The organism is Streptomyces sp. NPDC044064 (genome assembly GCF_056434245.1).
In genome coordinates, this window is record NZ_JBWKFN010000023.1 from 60,739 (window position 1) to 82,364 (window position 21,626).

Sequence of the window (21,626 nt, forward strand, 5' to 3'; positions counted from 1 at the left end):
TGCGCTCGCGCGAGACAATGGTGGGTGGCCCGCCTCCCGGCGGGGCCCACCGGACCGTACGAGGAGGAGACGAGACATGGCGGAGCCCACGCCGCGTCGGCATGAACCGCGGCTACGCCCCGCGCCCCTGATCTTCGAGCCCGCGGAGGCGGCCTCCGATCCCGAGCATTTCTTCGACCTGGAGTCGATGGAGGATCCGGGCGCGCTGCTGGCGCGGGCGACGGAGCTTGCCCTGGCGTTCCAGGCGGCGGCCGACCGGGCGGTGGAGTTCCAGGCCGTCGCGGCGGCCCAGCTCGCCGACCCGGGCCGGTTCGACCGGCTGACCCCGGCGGACATCGCCGAGCGGGCGGAGTGGACCGAGGACTACGCCCAGAAGATGGTGGAGTTCGGGCGGGATCTGCTGCGCGGCGCCGACACGGAGGGCCGCAGCCCCGTCGACCCGGTCTAGCCCACGCGCCTGGCATATGCCAGGCGGGCAAGATACTCCTCCCCGCCCACGCCTGTCCCGGTTTTCCGCAACTCAGGAGAACCGCGTACTCACGGCCGGTAGATGTAGTCGGCATGAGCTGCACACCGCATGTCACCTGTGCCACCGCCGACGGAGCCGCGTGGCTGGCCTCGGCAGGAACGTATCCGCGAAGCACGCTCGCCCTGTGGCAGGAGCGCCCGGACGCCCCGCTGGTCCTCCCGTGCGGCGCGGTCTTCGACGTGGTGAGCGCCCCGGCGATCTTCGGGCGCCGGATGCTGGACCGCTTATGGGACGAGGGGCCGGGATCCGGCCCGGTCGCGGTGTTCCGGGGCCGCATGCTGCTGTTCGCCGCACCGGGCACGGCCCAGCGGCTGCCCTCGCTGCTGAGCTGGGAGGAGTGGGGGTCCCACCGCACGGAGGCGGTACCGCCGCTGCTCTGCCACGGCACGGGAGACGCGGTGACCGTCCCCGCCCTGTCCGGCGACACCTGCCCCACCCCCGGCGGCTCCCGCTGGCTGGTCGCGCCGGACACCCGTCACCCCTGGCTGCCGGGCCCCGAGGTCCTGCTCTGGGCGGCCGTGCGGGCGGCCCGTGCCGCGGTGCGAATTTCGATTTTTCCTCCCGCCGACCAGGATGCTAAGGTCTACGACGTCAGCAGGCGCCGCTAGCTCAGTTGGTTAGAGCAGCTGACTCTTAATCAGCGGGTCCGGGGTTCGAGTCCCTGGCGGCGCACGATGACGATGGCGAGGCGGGTTCGCAGAAAGCGCGAATCTCCTCGCCATCTCTGTTTCTGCGCGGCTTCGCCGCGCGTTGTGGGGGCTCCGCCACCCACACCCCCGTACGACGGCGGGTCGGTTTCGAAAGATTCCGGCCCGCTGTTTTCGTATACACGAGCGCCACAGAAGGCAGAATCAGCCAAGCCTCCCGGAAAGCGGAATCCGGCCGAGCCCCGCGGGCGACGGGATTCAGCCCTCCAGCCCCGGCGTGATCTTCACCGTCCACGCCCCGGACGCCGTCCGCCCCTCCACCTCGACCTTCACACCGTCCCCGGGCACCGTGAAGCTCTCCCCGAGGGAGACCGGGGCGTCGGCCAGGGGCGGGTAGACCGAGTTCTCCCAGCACGCCTCGGTGTGCGGGTGGGCGTCCACCACCTCGACCGGACCGCCGCCGGACTCCGCGCCACCGCGCACCCGGTAGACCAGGACACCCTGCCGGCAGCCCGCGCGGTCGTTGCCCACCGGACCGCGCGCCTCGAAGGCCAGGACGCTGTCCGCGCCGGTGCGCACCACCGCCAGTTTCGTGCCGTGGCCGAGGCCGAAGGCCGGGGCGCCGGCCGCGCCCTGCACCGGGATGCCGGGGCCCGCCGCCAGCGGCTCCAGGGTCAGCCGGGTCGGCCCGGCACCCCGCACGCACATCACCTGGCGCGGGTCCAGCCAGCCCAGCTTCCACTTGTGCCAGGCGAACAGGTCCGGGGACAGTCCGAACTGGCTGCCCATCAGGTCCCAGTCGCCGACGTAGGTGTCCCAGTCACCCTTGCCGTCGACCGGGCGGTGATAGAGGTCGGGGAGGTCGAAGACGTGACCGGTCTCGTGGGCGAGGACCAGCCGGTCGGGCGGATGTTTCTCGAACACCGTGACGACCCGGCGCACGTCCGTGCCGTCCACGTGCATGGGGGTGTCGAGATTGACGACCTTCGTCGCGTCCGAGTCGACGCCGGGAGCGTCCGGGTCGGCGACGAAGTAGACGACGCGGTAGCGGGAGAAGTCGACCTCCTGGTCCGCCACGGCGAATGCGTCGCGCAGATAGGCGGCGCGGTCATCGGCGCTCCAGTCGCGCTTCATGGCGTACGAGGTCGACGGCTGCGGCATGCGCAGCCAGTGGTCGAGGGGGTGCGGGCGCAGCGTGAACCGGCCGTACGAGGCCTGTTCGTAGAAGCGGCTGGTGGCCGGGAAATGGTCGGCGGTCAGCTCGGCGGGGGTGGTGCGAGGGGTGGCGTCCGGGAAGGACAGGAAGACCATGACGGCGTCGAGCGCGCCGGTCGGGCGGGTGTATTCGGGATTCCAGGTGTCCACGCCCTCCGAGTGGTGGGCCTCGCTGCGGTGCAGGGCACAGGGGACCGTCGAGAAGGGTTCGGCGACCGACGGGCCGGTGAGGATCGAGGTCGCGGCGAGCGCCGACATCGTGGTGAACACGGCGGCGGTGCTGCGCAGCTTGGGCACGAAAGGACCTCCGGACGCGGTTCACGGGACACCGAATCCAGACTGTGGTAGTTCATAACTGTTCGTCCTGTTTGCCTGAACCAGAAGGGTGAGTACGCCCATTTGGGCGCCGGAGTGCATCAACGGCCGACACCCCGAAACACTCACGGAACGTCACAACTGGTCGGGGGCCTGAAGAACCCGTCCAGGTGCGGGCAGAAACGATCTGTCAGAACCTGTGGTCTGTCCTGGACACTGGAGAGTGGCTGGAAGGCCTCCGGGCCAGCCTCTATGATCGGCACACTTTCCGGCACGGACAGAGATCGAGTGCACTGCGGGAGCGAGCGGTGAGCGGAACGTCCGAAGGGCCGACGCCCGCGGCAGACCTCGACCGGTCAGCCGTCACAGACAGTGACCACAACACCTATCGCCGTGTCTTCGCGGCGGCGGCGCTCGCCATGGCCGTCGTCGATCGCGAAGGTCTCGTCGTCAGCGCCAACCCCGCGCTCGGCGACCTGCTCGGCGCCGACCCGGACGGGCTGACCGGACGGGCCGCCGCCGATCTGGTGGACCTGGCCGCGGACGCACGCACCTGGCACGCCTACCGCGAGGTCCTGCGCGGCCGGCAGGCCAGGCTGCGCTGCACCCGCCGGCTGAAGCATCCCGAGGGACACTCGGTGTGGGTGCAGGTCACCGTCGCCCCGCTGACCGGGTGCGAGCCGGGCGTCCTCGTGTCGGTCGCGGACATCGGCGCCCGCCGCGAACTCCAGGCCCGGCTGCGGCACTTGCAGATGCACGACCCGGTGACCCGGCTGCCCAACCGGACCCTGTTCTTCGAGCGCCTGACGGCCGCGCTGGAGGCGGAGTCGTACGAGCAGAGCGGCACCGGCCGGATCGGCCTGTGCTACCTGGACGTGGACGGCTTCAAGGCCGTCAACGACACCCTCGGCCACCGCGTCGGTGACCGGCTGCTCTCGGCCGTGGCCGAGCGGCTGACCCGGGTCGCCGACGAGACCGGGTACGCCCGCGCCGGCACCCCCCTGGTGGCCCGGCTCGGCGGCGACGAATTCGCCCTGCTGGTCGAGGACTCCACCGGCACCGAGCAGCTCGCCGACCTCGCCGAGTCCGCGCTGAAGGCCCTGGAGGCACCCTTCGACCTGGCCGGACAGCGGCTGTCGCTGACCGCGTCCATCGGGGTCGTGGAACGGCACGCGGCAGGTACGACCGCCACGGGCCTGATGCAGGCCGCCGACACGACGCTGTACTGGGCGAAGGCGGACGGCAAGGCCCGCTGGACCCTGTTCGACCCCGAGCGCAACGCGCACCTGGTGACCCGTCAGGCCCTCTCCTCCACCCTCCGCCCCGCCATCGAGCGCGGTGAATTCGCCCTCGAGTACCAGCCGTTGGTGGGCATGGAGGACGGCCGGCTGAGCGGGGTCGAGGCGTTGATCCGCTGGAATCATCCTCAGTTCGGCACACTGACGCCGAATCGGTTCATCGGACTGGCCGAGGAGGACGGTTCGATCGTGCAGCTCGGCCGCTGGGCGCTGGAGACCGCCTGCCGGCAGGCCCGCCGCTGGCAGGTGGACCACCCCGACGAGCCGCCCATCTTCGTCAGCGTGAACGTGGCCGTACGCCAGGTGTGGGACTCCGACCTGGTGGCCGACGTGGCCCGGACCCTCGCCGAGACCGGGCTCGCCCCGCATCTGCTCCAGCTGGAGCTGACCGAGTCGGCCGTCATGGGCTCGGCGGGCCGCCCGCTCCAGGCCCTGCAGGCCCTCAGCGACATGGGCGTCCGCATCGCCATCGACGACTTCGGCACCGGCTACTCGAACCTGGCCTACCTGAGCCGGCTGCCGGTGTCGGTGCTGAAGCTGGACGGCTCCTTCGTGCGCGGCTTCCAGTACGAGGGCGACAAGAGCACGGTGGCCGTGCCGCCCAACCCGGCCGACGAGGTGATCGTGGAGGCGATGATCCAGCTGGCCCACCGCCTCGGCCTGACGGTCACCGCGGAGTGCGTGGAGACCTCGGCGCAGGCCACCCGGCTGCGCCGGATCGGCTGCGACACCGGGCAGGGTTGGCTGTACTCCCGTCCGGTGCCGCCGGATCGTATCTCCGAGCTGCTGGGCGGCCAGGCGGCCTACGCGGTGGGCAAGCCGTAGGCGTCGGCGATCAGTTCGTAGGAGCGCAGCCGCAGCTCGCCGCGGTGGGCGTGCGAGGTGAGCATCAGCTCGTCGGCGCCGGTGCGCTTGTGCAGGTCGTCCAGGCCGGAGCGGACCTCGTCCGCCGTGCCGTGCACGATGTTGCCGGTCCAGGAGGCGACGAAGTCCTCCTCCATCGGGCCGAACTCGTACTTCTCGGCGTCGGCGGGGTCGGGGAACAGGCCCGGGCGGCCGGTGCGCAGCCGGAGCATGTTCAGCGCGGCGGCCCGTACCTGCCGGCCGGCCTCCCGCTCGTCGTCCGTGGCGAGGGCGGAGACGCCGATGAGGGCGTACGGCTCGGCCAGCACCTCGGAGGGCCGGAAGGTCTGCCGGTACAGGTCGAGGGCCGGGATGGTGTTCTGCGCGGAGAAGTGGTGCGCGAAGGCGAAGGGCAGCCCGAGGAGACCGGCGAGGCGGGCGCTGAAGCCCGAGGAGCCGAGCAGCCAGATCGGCGGCCGGTGCGCGGACTGGACACCGCCGGGGCTGCTGCCCTGCACCGGGCCCGGGATCGCGTGGATGCGCCGGTAGGGATGCCCGTCGGGGAAGTCGTCGTCCAGGAAGCGGGTGAGTTCGGCCAGCTGCTGCGGGAAGTCGTCGGCGCCCTCGGCGAGGGTGTCGGTGCGGCGGAGCGCGGCGGCGGTGGCACCGTCCGTGCCGGGCGCCCGGCCGAGCCCCAGGTCGATCCGCCCCGGCGCCATGGCCTCCAGCGTGCCGAACTGCTCGGCGATCACCAGGGGCGCGTGGTTGGGCAGCATGACGCCGCCCGAGCCGAGCCGGATGCGGTCGGTGTGGGCGGCGAGGTGGGCGAGGATCACGGCGGGCGACGAGGAGGCGACGCCGGGCATCGAGTGGTGCTCGGCCACCCAGTACCGGTGGAAGCCGCGCGACTCCGCGAACCGGGACAGCTCCACGCTGGTGCGCAGCGCGTCGGTGGCGGTACTGCCCGCGCCGACGGTCACCAGGTCCAGTACGGAGAGGGGGACGGGGGCGGTCCCGTGCGTCGTGCCCCGGATCTCGTCTGCCGACACGGTGTGAGCCTCCTGTTGTGGCCGTGAGCTGTTCTGCCCGGGCCTAACAGGAGGCGGTCCCCGTTTATTCCGGACGGGCCGGGCCCGGCCGGCAGATCAGACCTGGACGATCGGCTCCCGGGTGAACAGCGCCCCCAGCCGCGGCGCGTTCACCCGGCGGTCGGCCAGCCTCAGCCCCTCCCACACCGACACCTGGTTGGCCGTGAGCACAGGCTTGGACAACGCCTTCTCCAGCAGACCGAGGTACGCCGCCGTGTGCAACGCCGTGTCCGGCAGCAGCACCGCCTCCGCGCCGGCGGCGTCCGCGTCCGCGGCGGCCGCGCGCGCCAGCGTCAGCACCTCCTCCTCCCCCCACGTGCCGACCTCGGCCGCCGTGACGATCCCGGACGACCGCACCGCGACCACCTCGAGCCCCCCGGCCCGCAGGAAGTCCGCGAACAGCGCGGCCACCTCCTCCGGGTAGGTCGCGCCCACGGCGACCCGTCGTACCCCGAGCTCCCGGGCCGCGTGCACGAAGGCGAAGGACGTCGAGGAGGCCGGCATCCCGGCCAGCCGGGCCAGCGACCGCACCTGCTCCTGGGCGCCCTCCCAGCCGTGCACGAAGCTGCCGCTGGTGCACGCCCACACCACCGTCTCGACGCCGGTCAGCCGCAGCTCCGCCACGCCGGCGGCGAGCCGCTGCGGCGAACCCATCTCGCGCAGCGCGTCGACCCGGTGTGCGTCCACGCCGATGTCGGTGTGGACCAGATCCACCCGGATGTCGCTGCCCAGGAGCTGCTCGATGCGTGGATAGTCGTCCTCGCCGGAGTGGCCCGGGTAGAGGAGTCCGAGTGCAGTCATGACGGCCCTTCTTGGTGTTCCTGCGTTTCTTCCGGCAGTACGGGCCATTCCCGCGCGGCCGCTCCCCCACTGCCCGAAGGGCGTGGGAGGTGCCCCCTCAGCAGCGCCTGATAGGGCCCCACAGCTCGGGTACCCAGCCGGCGCAGGGCCGCCCACATCGTGACCTGGTTGGCCGACAGCACGGGGATGCGCAGCTCGGCCTCCAGCTGCGGAATGACGTCGTAGGTCGGAAGGTTGGTGCAGGAGATGAACAGCGCGTCGGCGGCGCCGGGGCGGACCGCGGCACGGGCCATGGCGACCACGTCCCGGTACGGCACCTGCCAGATGTGCCGGGTCAGCCCCATGAAGGCGCAGCCGGTCACCCGTACGCCGGCCTCGGCGACGTACTCCTGCAGGGCCCGGGTGACGGACAGCGTGTACGGGGTGACCAGGGCGACCCGGCGGACCCGCAGCTCCGCCAGGGCCTCCAGCAGGGCGCCCGAGGTGGTGACCGCGGGCAGGGCGCCGCCGGCGCTGCTCATCTGGGCGCACATCGCCCGCTCGCCCGCGACACCGTCGACGAAGCTGCCGGAGGTGCAGGCGTAGGCGACGACCTCGGGGGCGACGGCGATCAGCGCGCGCACCGCCTCGCCGAGGGTCTGGTGCTCGCTGACCAGCCGTGCCAGGTCCAGGCTCACCTCGACCGGCACGAACGGGGTCCGGGTCAGATGCAGCGACACCTCGTCGGGCACCCAGCGCCACAGCTCCCGGTCGAGGGCGAAGTCGAAGGGGGCCACCACCCCGACACCGCGCTGGGGGCGGGGGCCGCCGAGAAAGGAGACGTCCATGACTGGCACCGCCCTCATGCTGAGAGACGACGGAGGAACGGTCGGTGGGTACGCCCGTGTTGACGAAGGTAGGTTCCGGTGCGAGCGTGGTCAATCCGTGCATGTCAGACGCTCGGAGCGGCCCCGAATGACGCTGACCCTGCCCACCCTGCTCGTCCTGGACGCCGACCCGCCACCGCGGCTCGGCCGCCTCACCGGGCGTGCCCGGATCGTGCACACCGACGCGGCCGGACTGGCCGGGCGGCTGCCGGAGGCGGACGTGCTGCTGGTGTGGGACTTCACCTCGCACGCCGTACGGGAGGCCTGGCCCGGGGCGGGGCCGCGGCCGCGCTGGGTGCACACGGCGAGCGCGGGGGTGGACCACCTGATGTGCCGGGAGCTCGCCGTCTCCGAGACGGTGGTGACCAACGCGCGCGGGATCTTCGACCAGCCGATCGCCGAGTACGTGGCCGCCCTGGTGCTGGCGGTCGCCAAGGATCTGCCGCGCACGCTGGAGCTGCAGCGGGAGCGGACCTGGCGGCACCGGGAGACCCGGCGGGTGGCGGGCACGCGCGCGTGCGTGGTCGGCTCCGGGCCGATCGGCCGGGCGATCGCGCGCACGCTGAAGGCCCTGGACGTGACGACGGCGCTGGTCGGGCGGGTCCCGCGCACCGGCATACACGGCCCGGGCGACCTGGACCGGCTGATCTCGCGCGCGGACTGGGTGATCGCCGCCGCCCCGCTGACCGAGCAGACGCACGGCATGTTCGACGCCCACCGGTTCGGCGTGATGCAGCCCTCGACGGTCTTCGTGAACGTCGGCCGCGGGCCGCTGGTCGACGAGGACGCGCTCGCCGAGGCGCTGCGGCGGCGCTGGATCGCGGGCGCCGCCCTGGACGTGTTCGCCGCCGAACCCCTGCCCGAGGACAGCCCGTTGTGGGGGCTGCCGGGGCTGATCGTCTCTCCGCACATGAGCGGCGACACGGTGGGGTGGCGCGATGAACTCGGCATCCAGTTCGTGGAGTTGTACGAGCGGTGGGCCGCGGGCAGATCCCTGGTGAACGTGGTCGACAAGAAGCGGGGCTACGTCCCCGGTCACTGAACCACCAGGAGGGTGCATGCAGCTCACCGACCTGACCGCCGTACAACTCCTCGACGGCTACCGCAAGGGCGAGTTCAGTCCCGTGGAGGCGACCGAACAGGCCCTGCAGCGGGCGCGGCGGATCCAGCCGGAGGTGAACGCGTTCGTGCGCCTCACCGAGGAGGACGCGCTCACGCGGGCGCGGGAGTCGGCGGAGCGCTGGCGGCGCGGTGAGCCGGCCGGGCTGCTGGACGGGGTGCCGGTGACCGTGAAGGACATCCTGCTGCTGCGCGGCCACCCCACCCTGCGCGGCTCGAAGACCGTGTCCGAGCAGGGCCGTTGGGAGGAGGACGCACCCTCGGTCGCCCGGCTGCGCGAGCACGGCGCGGTCTTCCTCGGCAAGACGACGACACCGGAGTACGGCTGGAAGGGCGTCACCGACTCCCCGCTGACCGGCGTGACCCGCAACCCGCACGACCCCGCGCGCACCGCGGGCGGCTCCAGCGGGGGCAGCGCGGCGGCCGTCGCGCTCGGCGCGGGCCCGCTGTCACTGGGCACGGACGGCGGCGGCAGCATCCGCATCCCGGCCGCGTTCTGCGGGATCTTCGGCCTCAAGCCGACGTACGGCAGGGTGCCCCTGTACCCGGCGAGCGCGTTCGGCACGCTGGCGCACGTCGGCCCGATGACCCGGGACGCGGCGGACGCGGCACTGATGATGGACGTGATCACCGCCCCCGACGCCCGCGACTGGTCGGCGCTGGGCCCGCCGCGGGAGTCGTTCACCGCGGGCCTGGACCAGGGCGTGCGCGGGCTGCGGGTGGCGTACTCGCCGACCCTGGGCGGGCAGGTGGCCGTCCGCCCGGCGGTCGCGGCGGCCGTGCGGCGGGCGGTGGCCGGGCTCGCGGACCTCGGCGCGTACGTCGAGGAGACCGACCCGGACTTCTGCGACCCGGTGGACGCCTTCCACACCCTGTGGTTCAGCGGCGCGGCCCGGCTCACCCAGAGCTTCTCGCCGCACCGGCGGCAGCTGCTCGACCCCGGCCTGCGCGAGATCTGCGCCCAGGGCGCCCGGTACAGCGCGCTGGACTATCTGGCCGCGGTGGACGTCCGCATGGACCTCGGCCGCCGGACGGGCGGCTTCCACGAGCGGTACGACCTGCTGGTCACGCCCACCCTGCCCATCACCGCCTTCGAGGCGGACGAGGAGGTGCCCGGGAGGTCCGGCCTGCGGCGCTGGACCGGCTGGACGCCGTTCACGTACCCCTTCAATCTCACCCAGCAGCCCGCGGCGACGGTCCCCGTGGGCACCGACGGCGACGGGCTGCCGGTCGGGATGCAGATCGTCGCGGCCCGGCACCGGGACGACCTGGTGCTACGGGCCTCGCACGCCCTCTACGAGGCGGGGCTCACCCTCTGCGGAAACTGAGCGTCTCCCCCGCCGCCCCGCTGCGCCACAGGTCGTTGCAGGCCTCGGCCATCTCCTCCAGCCCGTCCACGACCTGGCCCCAGACGATCCCGGGCACCCAGCCCACGTCGCCGTTGAGCAGCAGGTTGTTGCGCTCGTAGAACAGGGCCAGGTCGACCACGGTGGTGCCGGGGCGGACCTCGCGGTCGTAGCCGTAGGCCTTCGTGCCCAGTTCGGTGCCGGCGAAGGAGAAGTAGCAGAGGTCTCCGGGGATCGGGGTGACCGTCGGGTTCTCCAGTGGGGGTTCCGTGGAGGCGAAGGGCGGAAAAAGGGCGTAGATCTCGTTGCGCGCGTACTTGGCGTGGAAGACGTCCCCCGCGAGCGGCAGCGCCTCCCACACCGCCGTGCAGGTCAGGGGCGCGCGGTCGTCCAGCAGTCGTGCCGTGCAGTGCACTTCCCGCTTCTCGAGCGAGACGGTGACGAATCGATCGGCCATGGAATACAGGGTGCATAGGACAGATGCGCTTGGGTAGCCGCGCCGCCATGGCTCCACCACTTGGGAACGACGTACACACCATCCGGTCGGAACACAGACACAGCAGACGCTCGGTGCTCGCGGGGGCCGCGGCGCTGGGCGCGATGGGCGCACTGGGTGCCGCGGGCTGTACGCGGGTGGCCTCGGCGTCCGGCGTGAAGGGCGGCGACCTGCTCGACCGGCTGCGCGCGCAGGGCGTCGTACGGCTCGGAATAGCCGGCGAGATCCCCTTCGGGTACATCGACAGGAACGGCCATCTCACCGGGGAGGCGCCCGAACTGGCCAAAGCGATCTTCAAGCGGCTCGGGGTGGACCGGGTGCAGCCCGTGCCGACCGAGTTCGGCTCGCTCATCCCCGGCCTGAACTCGCAGCAGTTCGACGTCGTGGCCGCCGGGATGTACGTCAATCCCGAGCGCTGCGCGCAGGTGATCTTCGCGGATCCGGACTACCAGATGCTCGACTCCTTCATCGTCCGCAAGGGCAATCCGAAGGGGTTGCACTCCTACAAGGACGTGGTGGCGAAGAAGGCGAGGTTCGCCACCGGGACCGGGTACGCCGAGATCCAGTACGCGGTGGAGGCCGGGTACAAGGAGGGGGACATCCTGATCGTCCCGGACCAGGTCGCCGGCCTGAACGCCGTCGAGGCCGGGCGCGTGGACGTGTTCGCCGGCACGGCGCTGACCGCCCGCGAGGTGGTGAGGAAGTCCGCCAAGGCGGAGGCCACCGCGCCGTTCGCACCGCTGGTCAAGGGCAAGCCGCATGTCGACGGCGGCGCGTTCGCGTTCCGGCCCACCGAGACGAAGCTGCGCGACGCCTTCAACGCCGAGCTGCACCGGCTGAAGCAGAGCGGGGAACTCTTCCGCATCCTGCGGCCCTTCGGCTTCACCAAGGCCGAGCTGACGGACCTCACCGCGAAGGAGCTGTGCGGCGGATGACCTCAGGGCTCTGGGAACTCGTACTGAAAGGCGTCTGGACCACCGTCCAGCTGCTGGTGTTCGGCGCGCTGCTGGCCGGCGCGGTGTCCTTCGCCGTCGGTGTCGCGCGCACCCACCGGCTGTGGGTCGTGCGCTTCCTCGCCGGCTTCTACACCGAGGTGTTCCGCGGCACCTCGGCACTGGTGATGATCTTCTGGGTGTTCTTCGTGCTGCCGGTCGCCTTCGGCTGGCAGCTGGTGCCGCTGTGGGCGGGCACGCTGGCGCTCGGGCTGACGTACGGCGCGTACGGCTCGGAGATCGTGCGCGGCGCGCTGAACGCGGTCGACCCGGCGCAGCGGGAGGGCGCGATCGCGCTCAGCCTCACGCCCTGGCAGCGGCTGCGGCTGGTCCTGCTGCCGCAGGCCGTGCCGGAGATGATCCCGTCCTTCTGCAACCTGCTGATCGAGCTGCTCAAGGGCACGGCACTGGTGTCGGTCATGGGCATGGGCGATCTGACGTTCAGCGCCAACCTGGTGCGGCTGGCGCTGCAGCAGAGCGCGGAGATCTACACGTACGTGCTGCTGATCTACTTCGCGATCGCCTTCGTGCTCACGCGGCTGATGCGCTCTCTGGAGAAGCGGCTGAAGGCCGGGGTCGGCAAGGACGCCGGTACGGAGTCGGCGGCGCGTGAGCTGAAGCGGGCGCAGACGACCGGAGTGGGGGGGCGGGTCGCATGAAGTGGGACTGGCACGCGGTGAGCGACTTCATGCCGCACTTCTGGGACGGGCTGCTGGTCACCCTGCAGGCCCTGGCCCTCGGCTCGCTGCTGTCCTTCACCCTCGGCCTGGTGTGGGCGCTGCTGATGCGGACGCCGAGCCGGTTCGTGCGCTGGCCGGTCGGGGTGGTCACGGAGTTCGTGCGCAACACCCCGCTGCTGGTGCAGCTGTTCTTCCTGTTCTATGTGCTGCCCGAGTGGGGCCTGACGTTCTCGGCGCTGGCCACCGGCGTCTTCGCGATCGGCCTGCACTACTCGACGTACACCATGCAGGTCTACCGGGCCGGTATCGAGGCGGTGCCCGTCGGCCAGTGGGAGGCGGCCACGGCGCTGAACCTGCCCCGGCACCGGACCTGGGCCGCGGTGATCCTGCCCCAGGCGATCCGCCGGGTGGTCCCCGCCCTCGGCAACTACGTGATCGCCATGCTCAAGGACACGCCGATGCTGATGGTGATCACCGTGCTGGAGATGCTCGGGCGGGCCCGGCTCTTCTCCCAGCAGCACTTCCAGTTCACCGAGCCCCTGACCGTGATCGGGGTGGCCTTCGTCCTCATCTCCTACCTGGCCTCCCTTCTCCTGCGAGCCCTGGAGCGACGCCTTGTCCGTTGAGACCCGTAAACAGACCGCCGCCACCGACACGCATCCGACCGAGCTGGTCCGCCTGGAGGGGGTGACCAAGCGGTTCGGGGACAACACGGTCCTCGACGGCCTGAACCTCTCCGTGGAAGCGGGCCGGCACGTGACCCTGATCGGCCCCTCCGGCTCCGGCAAGACGACGATCCTCCGGCTGCTGATGACGCTCACCAAGCCGGACGAGGGCACGATCACCGTCGACGGGCAGCCGCTGTTCCCGGCGCCGGAGAAGCAGGTCCGGGAGGTCCGCAAGAAGATCGGGATGGTGTTCCAGCAGTTCAACCTGTTCCCGAACATGTCCGTGCTGCGGAACATCACCGAGGCACCGGTGCAGGTGCTCGGCATGTCCCGGGACGAGGCGGAGGAGCGGGCACGGGAGCTGCTGGACCTGGTGGGACTGGCCGACAAGAGCGACGCACGGCCCACCCGGCTCTCCGGCGGCCAGCAGCAGCGGGTGGCGATCGCCCGGGCGCTGGCGATGCGGCCGCGGGTGCTGCTGCTGGACGAGGTGACGTCGGCGCTCGACCCCGAACTCGTGGCGGGCGTCCTCGACCTGCTCAGGGACATCGCCCGCAGCACCGACATCACGATGCTCTGTGTGACCCACGAGATGGGTTTCGCCCGGGACATCTCCGACCAGGTACTGATGTTCGACGCCGGACGGGTGATCGAGTCGGGCCCGCCGGAGAAGATCTTCAGCGATCCGGAGCGGGACCGTACCCGGGATTTCCTCAGCGCCGTGCTGTGACTACGAGGTGTGAAGACATGAAGAGCCGAGGTCCGGGCGCTGGGTGATGACTTTGGCATATGCCAGAGGGCCTGCGTCCCAGTTGGGAGAGGGGCGGCGGGCACCACAATCTCGCCAACACCCTCTCCCCAACAGGCCTTTCCCCGTTATCGTGGTAGCGATCCGCCGACCGGACTTAGCGGCCACAGACAGGCGAGCGCAGGGGGAAACACCGTGGCGCTGATGCACGAGCCGACAGCCCCGTACCACTCCGCCCAGGACGCGTTGCGCGTGCTGGAGAGCGTGGCCCGCCATCCCGCCGGCGTCACCGACACCGAACTGGCCCGCCGCACCGGCCTGCTCCCGGAGCGGCTGAGCGCGCTGCTGCGCATGCTGCGCCGCGAGGGTTACGTCGAGCAGATCACCGACGGCGCGTACGTCACCGGCGAGACGCTGCGCCGCCTCACCTCGACGCACGACCGCGAGCGCGCCCTGCGCGAGAAGCTCCAGCACACCCTGGACCGGCTGCGGGACTCCGTCGGCGCGGCCGTCTACCTGAGCCGGTACGTGGACGGCGAGGTCACGGTCACCCAGTACGCCGCCGGGCCGGCCACCCCGGCGGTCAACGAGTGGGTCGACTTCCGCTACTCCGCGCACGCCACCGCCGTCGGCAAGAGCCTGCTGACCCAGCTGGACCACAACGGCCGCCGCGACCACCTCTCCCGGCACAAGATGGCCCGCCTCACCTCGCGCACCATCACCAGCGACAAGCTGCTGCTGTCCCGCCTGGAGTCCCAGCCGCCGACGGTGCCGGTCCTGGACCTCCAGGAGTACGCGGTCGGCACGGTCTGCGCGGCCGTCCCGATCACCGCGGGCTCCTCGGTCGGCTGCCTGGCCCTGTCCCTCCCGGTGGAGCACGCACACCGGCTCCGGCAGGCCGCGGACACACTGAACCGGAACGCGGCTCCGGTGCTGCTCTCGCTCGCGATCTAAGTGGTCACGAGCACCCCTGAGGACCAGGTAGTATTTTCTTCGTCGCCGACCGCGGGGAAAACTCGTGGAAGGCGAGAGTCATGCGCCGCTAGCTCAGTTGGTTAGAGCAGCTGACTCTTAATCAGCGGGTCCGGGGTTCGAGTCCCTGGCGGCGCACAATGACGATGGCGAGCCACGTCCGCGGAAAGCGCGGACCTGGCTCGCCATCGCTGTTATTGCGCGGCTGCGCCGCGCGCCGTGGGGGCGCTGCCACCCACACCCCCTACTGGCGGGCCCTTCGCAGTCGCGAGGGGCCCTTCGGCGTCCTCCGAGGTCAGCCTCCGGTACGTGTCCTCCCCGGGCGGCCGCCACCACACCGGGTCGGCGCACCGGAACCCCTCGCGCCGCAGCCGCGCCCGCTCGATCTTGTTGGTGGCGGTCACGGGCATCCGTTCCACCACCCGCACGAACCGGGGCGCCATCTTCGTCCCGAGGTCGGGCTGGGCCCGCAGGAACTCCGCGAAGGACCACGGGTCGAACCGCCCGGCGACGGTCGCCATCACCTGGTCCCCGGTGACCGGATCCGGCACCCCGTACACCGCGACGGCCGCCGCCCCCTCGTACCGGGCGACGATGTTCTCGATCATCGCGGCGGCCAGGTTCTCCCCGTCGACCCGGATGCGGTCGTCGGTGCGGCCGGCGAAGTACAGGTACCCCTCGGCATCCCGGTAGAAGAGATCCCCGGTCCAGTAGGCGCCGCCCCGCCGCCGCTCGGCTTCCGCCGCCGGATTGCGCCAGTAGCCCTCGAAGGGACTGGGCCCCTCGTTGACCAGCTCCCCTATGGCCTCGTCACCGTTGAGGAGCTGCCCGGCGGCGTCGAACTCGGCCACCGGACACTGAAGCCGGGTACCCGGATCGAGCACCACCAGGCCGGGCCCCGCCGGCCCCACCGCCCCGGCCGGGGTCCCCGGCGCCCACTGGATGGCCGCCCCGCCCTCGGACGACCCGTATCCCTCGACCAGCCGCACCCCGAACCGCCGCTCGAAGGCTGCCGCGTCCACCGCCCCGGCCTCCGTCCCGAAGCCCGTCCGCAGCGGGTTGTCCCGGTCGTCGGGCCGCGCCTCGGTGGCGAGGATGTACTGGATCGCCCGCCCGACATAGGTGAAGTACGTCGCCCGGTACCGCCGCACGTCCGCCAGGAACCCGGACGCCGAGAACCGCCGGCGCAGCGCCACCCCGGCCCCGGCGGCCAGCGCGGGCGCCCAGTCCGCGATCACCGCGTTGCCGTGGAACATCGGCATGCAGACGTAGTGCACGTCGTCCGCGCCGACCCCGAACTGCCCGGCCAGCGCATACCCCGCCGCGGCCAGCCGCCCCTGGGAACAGAGGGCGGCCTTGGGTGCGCCGGTGGAGCCGGAGGTGTAGTAGAGCAGCATCCGGTCGGCGGGCGCGGCCCGGGCGGGGTCCGGTACGGCGCCGGCGTACGGGGCGAGGAGGGCGGCGTAGCCGTCGTCGTCGGTGACGAGGACGCGCATGTCCGGCATCTCGAGCCCGGCCAGCAACGGCAGCCGCGCCCGCTCGGTGACCAGCACCGTGCACTCGGTGTGCCGGATGTCCCGGGCCAGCTCTGCGCCCCGGCGGGTGGGGTTGATCCCGGCGACGGCGGCCCCGGCGAGCGCGGCCGCGCCGAGCCACAGCGGGAACTCCTCGGTGTTGTCGAGCAGCACGGCGATGTGCGGGACGGCGTCCGGTGGCAGCAGATCGGCGAGCAGTGCGGCCCGGGCGGCCGCCCCCGCGGCCACCTCGTGATGGGTCAGCACCCGCTCCTCGCACCACAGCCCCGGCCGGTGATCCCCCCACCGTGCCGCGACCAGCTCGGCCACCGTGCGCATCGTGGACCTCATGGCGAGGCACGGTAACTGACATGCCATCAGATAGGGAGGCTCAGAACCCGCTCATGTCGTTGTTCACGAAGACGTCGGTGTACGTGACCATGAAGCCGACGCAGAACACGACCACGACGCCGAGGAAGACGAGCGTGCCGAAGGTCGCCGCCGCCTGCCTGACCTGCCCCGGCTCGTGGGCCGTGGCGACCGCCATGGGGCCGTCCTTGTAGTAGACGGTGACGAGGTCGCCCTCCAGGCGGGTCGCGGGGCCGTCCTCCTCCTCGAAGCGGATCTCCCGGCCGTCGCGGGCCGTGAACTCGTAGACGTGGTGGATCGTCGTGTGCACCGAGGTGTCGTTGGCCCCGCCGTGGGTCGTCGTGAACATCCGCAGGCAGCGGCCCTGGGCCGTGAGCCCGCTGTTCCAGGCGCTGCGGATCTGCAGCCAGCGCCGCAGCACGCGGTACGCCATGAAGAGAGCCAGGGCCATGATGAGGCAGGGCACGAGGTAGAACAGCACGTCCATGGGATCCCCCGGTCTTGGGTACCGCCCTACTCGTCGGTAGGCGTGTCAGGACGGTACCCGCGGAGTCCGCCGGACTGACTCAAGTAATGCTCAGAACGTGACGTCCGAACAGGCGTAGAACGCGTTGCCCGTGTCGGCGATCGTCCACACCGCGACGATGACGTGGTGACCGCTCAGCCCGCCGGGCAGGGTGCCACTGTGGCTGAGGGTGGCCGGCGGGCGCTGGCCGTTGTACGGCACCGTCAGGAACGGCGTGGTGCTGAGGTCCGAGCGGGCCAGGGCGTGGTCCTGGTTCCAGCCCTGCCTGGTGACGTAGTACTTGAAGTCCGTCGTGGCGTGCATGGCGGTGAACTGCCACCGGAAGGTGTACGACTGACCGCCGGTCACCTTCGTGGTGGGCCAGGCCGTGCCGGACGGCGTCTTCGGCGAGCTGAGCTGGGCGAAGCGGCTCACACCGCCGTTGCAGATCTGACCGTCGGCGGGTCCGGCGGCCGGGAAGCCCTTGGGGCCCTCGACGCTCTGCGGCTCCCACTGGATGTCGCCGCAGTTCGTCACGGTGCCGTTCTGGCAGAGCTTCTGCCTGCTGATGGGGAGGTCGGTGTAGCCGTGCCCGCTGGCGCCGCCGGTGGAGAGCGCGAAGGCTCCGGCGGTCACCACACCCAGCACGACCGCGGACAACGCGGAGAATCTGGTCTTCGTACGCATGCTGCCGCTCCTGGAGAACGTGGGGGAGGTTCACTGAGCCGAGCTGAGCCGTGCAGTAGGTCTAGACCAAGTCCCAGATTATTGCCGTTAGTTGGCCGTGTCTATATCAAGACGTGTCCATACCAATCGCGCTGCCCGTCCCGAGCCACTGCCGGGCCGTCACATCGGCTCCCTGCGGCCCGAGCAGAACGCCACCGTCAGGTCCCGGACGAGCACCTTGCGCTCGTAGTCGTCCAGTTCGACCAGACCGCGCACGGTCAGCCGGGTCACCGTGTCCTCCACCGAGTCCACGACCGAGTTGAGCATGGTGGCCCGCTGCCGGGCGTCCAGCGCGGCGATCGTGCGCCGGTGCATCGCCGCGGCGACCTCGGGCGCGTACTCCACCCGGAGCGGCTGCACCGAGAACACCTCCAGGCCGATCGGCCCCGCCTCCGCCGCCACCAGCCGGGTCAGCGCCTCCCCCGCCACGGCCACCCCGCCCCGTGCGGAGCCCGGCAGGTCCACCGGCACCCGGGCGAGGGCGGCCTCCACGCACTCCTGCAGATAGGTCTCGTGGTCGTCGATGCCGAGCACGGCCCGCGCGGTGTCCCGCACCCGCCAGACCACCAGGACGACGACCCGCAGCGCCACCCCGTTGGCGTCCGCCGCCGGCATCGCCTCGCTGCGCCAGTGCCGCAGCCGCACATTCACCCGGCGGCGCACCAGCAGCGGGTTCACCCAGAGCAGTCCGGTGCGCCGCACCGTCCCCCGGTAGCGGCCGAACAGCCCGAGCAGCCGCGCCTGTCCGGTCCGGCCACGGGCGAGCCCGCCGAAGCCGAGCACGCCGAGCGAACCGGCCCCGGCGTACGCCGCCCACTGCGCGGGCCCGAGCCCGGCACCGGTGCAGACCGGCAGGCGCAGCGCCTGTGCCGCGAGCGGCGGCAGCACGCCCGCCCACCACGAGGTGGCCAGGCACCCCACGACGCCGCCCGCCCCGGCCAGCACCCCGGCCAGTCCGGGCAGCACCCGCGCCGGACGCTCCACCAGCTCCGGGTCGACCTGCGGCACCGTCCGGCTGCGGGCCGGGGCCGGGCGCCTCTGGCGGGGCTGCTCGCCGGTGCCCTGCCGGCGGCCCACGACGGCGGGCTTCACCGGCACCGGCACCGGCTCGGGCTCGTCACGGAAGAGCAGATGGACGGGGATCTCGGTGGTCACCTCGTTCTGGATCAGCCGGGCCGGGCGGGTGGCCATGCCCCCGGTGGCCACCGCGCTCTCCGGCTGCTCCCCGGACTCGGACGTGTGTGACGTGGTCGTACTCATGCGTGCCTCCAGCCTCCGCGCCAGATGCGTCATGACAGTGAGAAGTGGGAGTGGGATCAGGTGTGCTCACGGGCGTGGGCGGCGCCGGCTACGCGAACAGGCGGCGCCAGGTCTCCGGGCCCGGGTAGCCGTCCGCCGCGCCGCCCCGCCAGCCCTGGCTGCGCTGGAACGCCTCCACGGCCCGCCGGTCCGCTTCGCCCCAGCTCGGCCCGGGCCCTTCGGCGTAGAACCTGCCGAATCCTTTCTTCGACAGCTGCCTCCCGAGCTGGGTGACGTACTCGTTCTCCGCGCCCGGACGGAAGAGGTTCCGGCCGGGATAGCCGGGCACCCCGTGCGAGGCGGGCCGGGCGCCGGCCGCTCCGGAAGGCAGGCTCCTGCCCTGCCCGGTGACGAGCAGCTTCCAGGTGCCGGGGCCGGGCAGCCCGTCGGCGTCCTCGTCCGCCCAGCCCTGGGCCAGCTGGAACGCCCTGGTCGCCCGCCGGTCCGCCTCGCCCCAGGCCGGCCCCGGGCCCTCGGTGTAGAAGGAGCCGGCGCCACGGGAGACGAGCAGCCGGCCGAGCTGGGTGACGTACTTGTTGTTCGTGCCGGGGCCGAAGAAGCCGGCACCGGGGAAGGGCGCCGGCTTCTTGCCGTCGGCGGCCTGCTGGGCGCCCGCGGTGTCGGTGGTCACGCCCTTGTAGCGGTAGGGCACGTACTTGTCGGCGTGGGTCCAGTAGGGGTACGGGGTGGGCTGACTGCGGGCGTGCGGGGGCGTCTGTTCGTAGACCAGGTAGTTGGCGTGCGTGTGGTCCGTCCAGCCGCCGAAGATCACGACGTGGGAGCCCTTCTCGGGGTTGTCCGGGTTGTGGAAGAGGAGCATGTCGCCGGGCTGCAGCTCCTCCTTGGTGATCTTCACCCCGAACTGGTCGAGACTGCCGGTCCACTCGTTGGTGCCCAGACCCCAGGTCATGGAGACGTAGCCCGAGCAGTCCTGCCGGTAACCGTCGGACCAGTAGTCGTCCATGCTGTAGGGCACCTTGGCGGTCACCCAGAGCTTGGCCCGGTTGATGATCTGGGTCCGGGTGGCGGCGGGATACGGGGTGGCCGGCTGCTTGACCGGCCCGCCGGCCGGGCCGTGCAGCGGGGCCCGGGGGCCCTGCGGGGTGGCGGGCCCGTCGTCCGCCGCGGAGGCGCCGGGGCGGGGCGGGGCGTGCGGGGAGGCGAGGGCGGCGGCCGAGGGAACCGCCCCGAAGGCGGCGGACGCGGCGGCGGCCACGACCACCGCCCCTCGGGCGGCCGGGTTGCCGCCGAAGCGGCCGGACGGGCGGGGACTCGCCCGGTGGCGGGCGCAGCCGGGGCAGCCGCAGTCGCTCGCGGGGTCGACTTCCTCGAACGCCGGAGCGGTCATGCGATCTGCCTCACACTCGGGGTTGATTTGTCCGCGGATGTGCACGTTGATCAGTTTCACAACTGTCTCCGGGGCGCGCATGTTGACGGTCCGAATGATGTACAGACCGGCACGGCCGCCCTCCGGGCCGTCCGAGGGTGGTCGGGAGCACTCCTCCAGGTCAGGTAGAGTTCTCTTGTCAGCAGGCGCCGCTAGCTCAGTTGGTTAGAGCAGCTGACTCTTAATCAGCGGGTCCGGGGTTCGAGTCCCTGGCGGCGCACAGACGACAGCAGGCCCCCCGTGCGAACGGGGGGCCTGCTGCTGTTTGGCCGGATACCCTCTGGCCATGGCAGCGCGTGACCTCCAGGAACGGATCAAGAAGCTCATCATCGACGGGCGGCTGCCCTCGGGCGCCCCGCTGCCGACCGAGCCCGAGCTGATGGAGTTCCTCGGGGCGAGCCGGAACTCGGTACGGGAGGCACTGAAGGCGCTGCAGGCGATGGGGATCGTGGAGATCCGGCACGGGTTCGGGACCTACGTGGGCCCGATGTCGCTCGCCCCGATGATCGAGGGGCTCGCCTTCCGCACCGTCGCCGGGCACTACCGGGGCGAGGACTCCCTGCTCCAGCTGCTGGAGCTGCGCGAGGCGGTCGAGACGGGACTGGTCTCGCGGCTGGCCGGACGGCTGCCGCAGACGGACCTCGTTGAACTGGAGGCCCTCGTGAACCGTATGGAACAGGAGGCCGCCGAGCGCTGCGGCCTCGCCGCGACCGACCGAGCGTTTCACGCCACCCTCTACCGGGGGCTGGACAACGTGCTGCTGAGCGAGGTGCTGGAGGCGTTCTGGGACGCGTTCCACCGGGTCCAGCGGGATCTGATGGACGTCCCGCAGGACCCACGGGTCACCTGCCGTCAGCACCGGGAGATCCTCGACGCGGTCCGGTCCGGCGATTCCATACGGGCGGAGGAGGCCATAAGAGATCACTTCGGCAACATCCGCGCCCGCCTCTCCCCCACCGGCGCACCCGAGCCTCCCGAGCCCCACCCGCGCCACAATGAACGGGTTTGAGCGGTAAACACCGCGTTTCGCGTCTTGCGATCATGCAGGCACCGTAGAACCCTGGTTGCCCATGAAGTCGCGGGTTCGCGGCACTTGGGGGGAAAGCGGTTGCGCACCGGCGGGGAGGGGGCCCCGCTCATGAACCGGTGCCGAGGGGGGCATCATGCAACCGGAAGGTCGCAGTCCCATGTCTATAGGGTGAG

The 21,626-nt window shown here is 71.7% G+C and carries 21 protein-coding genes and 3 tRNA genes; 14 read left to right on the plus strand and 10 right to left on the minus strand.

What is annotated here, in order from left to right; genetic code table 11:
* Positions 1-76: 76 nt before the first annotated feature.
* The 3 genes from AC07DS_RS31725 (at position 77) to AC07DS_RS31735 (ending at position 1,201) form a co-directional block, all read left to right on the plus strand.
* Positions 77-448 (plus strand): hypothetical protein, encoded by a 372-nt coding sequence (locus AC07DS_RS31725; protein ID WP_145882444.1) that lies wholly within the window; start codon positions 77-79, stop codon positions 446-448.
* 113 nt (positions 449-561) lie between these two features.
* Positions 562-1,137: a bifunctional DNA primase/polymerase gene (locus tag AC07DS_RS31730; RefSeq protein ID WP_479150850.1), complete on the plus strand. Its 576-nt coding sequence runs from the start codon at positions 562-564 to the stop codon at positions 1,135-1,137.
* Positions 1,128-1,201, plus strand: a tRNA-Lys gene (locus tag AC07DS_RS31735). The genes AC07DS_RS31730 and AC07DS_RS31735 overlap by 10 nt, the downstream gene beginning before the upstream one ends.
* 233 nt (positions 1,202-1,434) lie before the next feature.
* Here AC07DS_RS31735 and AC07DS_RS31740 read toward each other — a convergent pair.
* Entirely contained in the window at positions 1,435-2,649 is a 1,215-nt protein-coding gene (locus AC07DS_RS31740) for a M6 family metalloprotease domain-containing protein (RefSeq protein ID WP_479151029.1), read from the minus strand.
* A 365-nt stretch (positions 2,650-3,014) separates the two neighbouring features.
* Here AC07DS_RS31740 and AC07DS_RS31745 point away from each other — a divergent pair, with 365 nt between their 5' ends.
* The gene (locus AC07DS_RS31745) at positions 3,015-4,829 is read left to right on the plus strand and encodes a putative bifunctional diguanylate cyclase/phosphodiesterase (protein WP_479150852.1); all 1,815 of its coding nucleotides are present in this window, start codon (positions 3,015-3,017) and stop codon (positions 4,827-4,829) included.
* Here the strand turns inward: AC07DS_RS31745 and AC07DS_RS31750 are convergent.
* From AC07DS_RS31750 to AC07DS_RS31760, 3 genes are all read right to left on the minus strand, one after another.
* Positions 4,808-5,896, minus strand: coding sequence for an LLM class flavin-dependent oxidoreductase (locus tag AC07DS_RS31750; RefSeq protein ID WP_479150854.1), 1,089 nt, complete (start codon positions 5,894-5,896; stop codon positions 4,808-4,810). The genes AC07DS_RS31745 and AC07DS_RS31750 overlap by 22 nt on opposite strands.
* A 96-nt stretch (positions 5,897-5,992) precedes the next feature.
* Complete coding sequence (locus tag AC07DS_RS31755) at positions 5,993-6,736, minus strand: maleate cis-trans isomerase family protein (protein WP_479150856.1); 744 nt, start codon at positions 6,734-6,736, stop codon at positions 5,993-5,995.
* Complete coding sequence (locus AC07DS_RS31760; protein WP_479150858.1) at positions 6,733-7,563, minus strand: maleate cis-trans isomerase family protein; 831 nt, start codon at positions 7,561-7,563, stop codon at positions 6,733-6,735. Before AC07DS_RS31760 ends, AC07DS_RS31755 begins: the two co-directional genes overlap by 4 nt.
* A gap of 127 nt (positions 7,564-7,690) precedes the next feature.
* Between AC07DS_RS31760 and AC07DS_RS31765 the strand changes: the two genes are divergently transcribed.
* The gene (locus AC07DS_RS31765; protein ID WP_479150860.1) at positions 7,691-8,644 is read left to right on the plus strand and encodes a D-2-hydroxyacid dehydrogenase; all 954 of its coding nucleotides are present in this window, start codon (positions 7,691-7,693) and stop codon (positions 8,642-8,644) included.
* 16 nt (positions 8,645-8,660) lie between these two features.
* Entirely contained in the window at positions 8,661-10,049 is a 1,389-nt protein-coding gene (locus tag AC07DS_RS31770) for an amidase (protein WP_479150862.1), read from the plus strand.
* On the opposite strand, the gene AC07DS_RS31775 is transcribed toward AC07DS_RS31770, so the two are convergent.
* A complete protein-coding gene (locus AC07DS_RS31775; protein WP_479150864.1) occupies positions 10,030-10,524 on the minus strand; it encodes a DUF3830 family protein in 495 nt (164 codons plus the stop codon). The two genes, AC07DS_RS31770 and AC07DS_RS31775, sit on opposite strands and share 20 nt — an antisense overlap.
* A 47-nt stretch (positions 10,525-10,571) precedes the next feature.
* On the opposite strand from AC07DS_RS31775, the gene ehuB reads away from it, so the two are divergent.
* From ehuB to AC07DS_RS31805, 6 genes are all read left to right on the plus strand, one after another.
* Positions 10,572-11,498 (plus strand): ectoine/hydroxyectoine ABC transporter substrate-binding protein EhuB, encoded by a 927-nt coding sequence (gene ehuB / locus AC07DS_RS31780; RefSeq protein ID WP_479150866.1) that lies wholly within the window; start codon positions 10,572-10,574, stop codon positions 11,496-11,498.
* Entirely contained in the window at positions 11,495-12,214 is a 720-nt protein-coding gene (gene ehuC / locus AC07DS_RS31785; protein WP_479150868.1) for an ectoine/hydroxyectoine ABC transporter permease subunit EhuC, read from the plus strand. Before ehuB ends, ehuC begins: the two co-directional genes overlap by 4 nt.
* Complete coding sequence (ehuD, locus tag AC07DS_RS31790) at positions 12,211-12,861, plus strand: ectoine/hydroxyectoine ABC transporter permease subunit EhuD (RefSeq protein ID WP_479150870.1); 651 nt, start codon at positions 12,211-12,213, stop codon at positions 12,859-12,861. Before ehuC ends, ehuD begins: the two co-directional genes overlap by 4 nt.
* Positions 12,851-13,633 carry an ectoine/hydroxyectoine ABC transporter ATP-binding protein EhuA gene (gene ehuA / locus AC07DS_RS31795; RefSeq protein WP_479150872.1) on the plus strand — a complete coding sequence of 261 codons (783 nt, stop codon included), beginning with the start codon at positions 12,851-12,853 and terminating at the stop codon, positions 13,631-13,633. The genes ehuD and ehuA overlap by 11 nt, the downstream gene beginning before the upstream one ends.
* A gap of 213 nt (positions 13,634-13,846) precedes the next feature.
* Positions 13,847-14,605: an IclR family transcriptional regulator gene (locus AC07DS_RS31800; protein ID WP_479150874.1), complete on the plus strand. Its 759-nt coding sequence runs from the start codon at positions 13,847-13,849 to the stop codon at positions 14,603-14,605.
* Between the two features lie 82 nt (positions 14,606-14,687).
* Positions 14,688-14,761 (plus strand) — tRNA-Lys (locus AC07DS_RS31805).
* Positions 14,762-14,817: 56 nt separating this feature from the next.
* On the opposite strand, the gene AC07DS_RS31810 is transcribed toward AC07DS_RS31805, so the two are convergent.
* The 5 genes from AC07DS_RS31810 to AC07DS_RS31830 all read right to left on the minus strand — a co-directional run bounded on the left by AC07DS_RS31810 (position 14,818) and on the right by AC07DS_RS31830 (position 20,384).
* Positions 14,818-16,488, minus strand: coding sequence for an AMP-binding protein (locus AC07DS_RS31810; RefSeq protein ID WP_479150876.1), 1,671 nt, complete (start codon positions 16,486-16,488; stop codon positions 14,818-14,820).
* Positions 16,489-16,528: 40 nt separating this feature from the next.
* Complete coding sequence (locus AC07DS_RS31815) at positions 16,529-16,993, minus strand: DUF3592 domain-containing protein (protein ID WP_479150878.1); 465 nt, start codon at positions 16,991-16,993, stop codon at positions 16,529-16,531.
* A 90-nt stretch (positions 16,994-17,083) separates the two neighbouring features.
* Positions 17,084-17,698 (minus strand): lytic polysaccharide monooxygenase auxiliary activity family 9 protein, encoded by a 615-nt coding sequence (locus tag AC07DS_RS31820; RefSeq protein WP_479150879.1) that lies wholly within the window; start codon positions 17,696-17,698, stop codon positions 17,084-17,086.
* A 159-nt stretch (positions 17,699-17,857) separates the two neighbouring features.
* Positions 17,858-18,997 carry an SPFH domain-containing protein gene (locus AC07DS_RS31825; RefSeq protein WP_479150881.1) on the minus strand — a complete coding sequence of 380 codons (1,140 nt, stop codon included), beginning with the start codon at positions 18,995-18,997 and terminating at the stop codon, positions 17,858-17,860.
* Positions 18,998-19,085: 88 nt separating this feature from the next.
* Entirely contained in the window at positions 19,086-20,384 is a 1,299-nt protein-coding gene (locus AC07DS_RS31830; RefSeq protein ID WP_479150883.1) for a peptidoglycan-binding protein, read from the minus strand.
* 185 nt (positions 20,385-20,569) lie between these two features.
* Between AC07DS_RS31830 and AC07DS_RS31835 the strand changes: the two genes are divergently transcribed.
* Positions 20,570-20,643: transfer RNA gene (locus tag AC07DS_RS31835), tRNA-Lys, on the plus strand.
* Positions 20,644-20,709: 66 nt separating this feature from the next.
* Positions 20,710-21,432, plus strand: coding sequence for a FadR/GntR family transcriptional regulator (locus AC07DS_RS31840; RefSeq protein WP_479150885.1), 723 nt, complete (start codon positions 20,710-20,712; stop codon positions 21,430-21,432).
* The last annotated feature ends 194 nt before the right edge of the window (positions 21,433-21,626 follow it).

Excerpts from the sequence above, each read along its gene's own strand:
- AC07DS_RS31810 (WP_479150876.1), bottom strand. The coding sequence starts at position 16,488 with ATGAGGTCCACGATGCGCACGGTGGCCGAGCTGGTCGCGGCACGGTGG.
- AC07DS_RS31765 (WP_479150860.1), top strand. The coding sequence starts at position 7,691 with ATGACGCTGACCCTGCCCACCCTGCTCGTCCTGGACGCCGACCCGCCA.
- AC07DS_RS31840 (WP_479150885.1), top strand. The coding sequence starts at position 20,710 with ATGGCAGCGCGTGACCTCCAGGAACGGATCAAGAAGCTCATCATCGAC.
- ehuB (WP_479150866.1), top strand. The coding sequence starts at position 10,572 with ATGGCTCCACCACTTGGGAACGACGTACACACCATCCGGTCGGAACAC.
- AC07DS_RS31725 (WP_145882444.1), top strand. The coding sequence starts at position 77 with ATGGCGGAGCCCACGCCGCGTCGGCATGAACCGCGGCTACGCCCCGCG.
- AC07DS_RS31815 (WP_479150878.1), bottom strand. The coding sequence starts at position 16,993 with ATGGACGTGCTGTTCTACCTCGTGCCCTGCCTCATCATGGCCCTGGCT.
- AC07DS_RS31820 (WP_479150879.1), bottom strand. The coding sequence starts at position 17,698 with ATGCGTACGAAGACCAGATTCTCCGCGTTGTCCGCGGTCGTGCTGGGT.
- ehuD (WP_479150870.1), top strand. The coding sequence starts at position 12,211 with ATGAAGTGGGACTGGCACGCGGTGAGCGACTTCATGCCGCACTTCTGG.
- AC07DS_RS31770 (WP_479150862.1), top strand. The coding sequence starts at position 8,661 with ATGCAGCTCACCGACCTGACCGCCGTACAACTCCTCGACGGCTACCGC.
- AC07DS_RS31730 (WP_479150850.1), top strand. The coding sequence starts at position 562 with ATGAGCTGCACACCGCATGTCACCTGTGCCACCGCCGACGGAGCCGCG.
- AC07DS_RS31740 (WP_479151029.1), bottom strand. The coding sequence starts at position 2,649 with ATGTCGGCGCTCGCCGCGACCTCGATCCTCACCGGCCCGTCGGTCGCC.
- AC07DS_RS31825 (WP_479150881.1), bottom strand. The coding sequence starts at position 18,997 with ATGAGTACGACCACGTCACACACGTCCGAGTCCGGGGAGCAGCCGGAG.
- AC07DS_RS31830 (WP_479150883.1), bottom strand. The coding sequence starts at position 20,384 with ATGACCGCTCCGGCGTTCGAGGAAGTCGACCCCGCGAGCGACTGCGGC.
- AC07DS_RS31775 (WP_479150864.1), bottom strand. The coding sequence starts at position 10,524 with ATGGCCGATCGATTCGTCACCGTCTCGCTCGAGAAGCGGGAAGTGCAC.
- AC07DS_RS31755 (WP_479150856.1), bottom strand. The coding sequence starts at position 6,736 with ATGACTGCACTCGGACTCCTCTACCCGGGCCACTCCGGCGAGGACGAC.
- AC07DS_RS31760 (WP_479150858.1), bottom strand. The coding sequence starts at position 7,563 with ATGGACGTCTCCTTTCTCGGCGGCCCCCGCCCCCAGCGCGGTGTCGGG.
- ehuC (WP_479150868.1), top strand. The coding sequence starts at position 11,495 with ATGACCTCAGGGCTCTGGGAACTCGTACTGAAAGGCGTCTGGACCACC.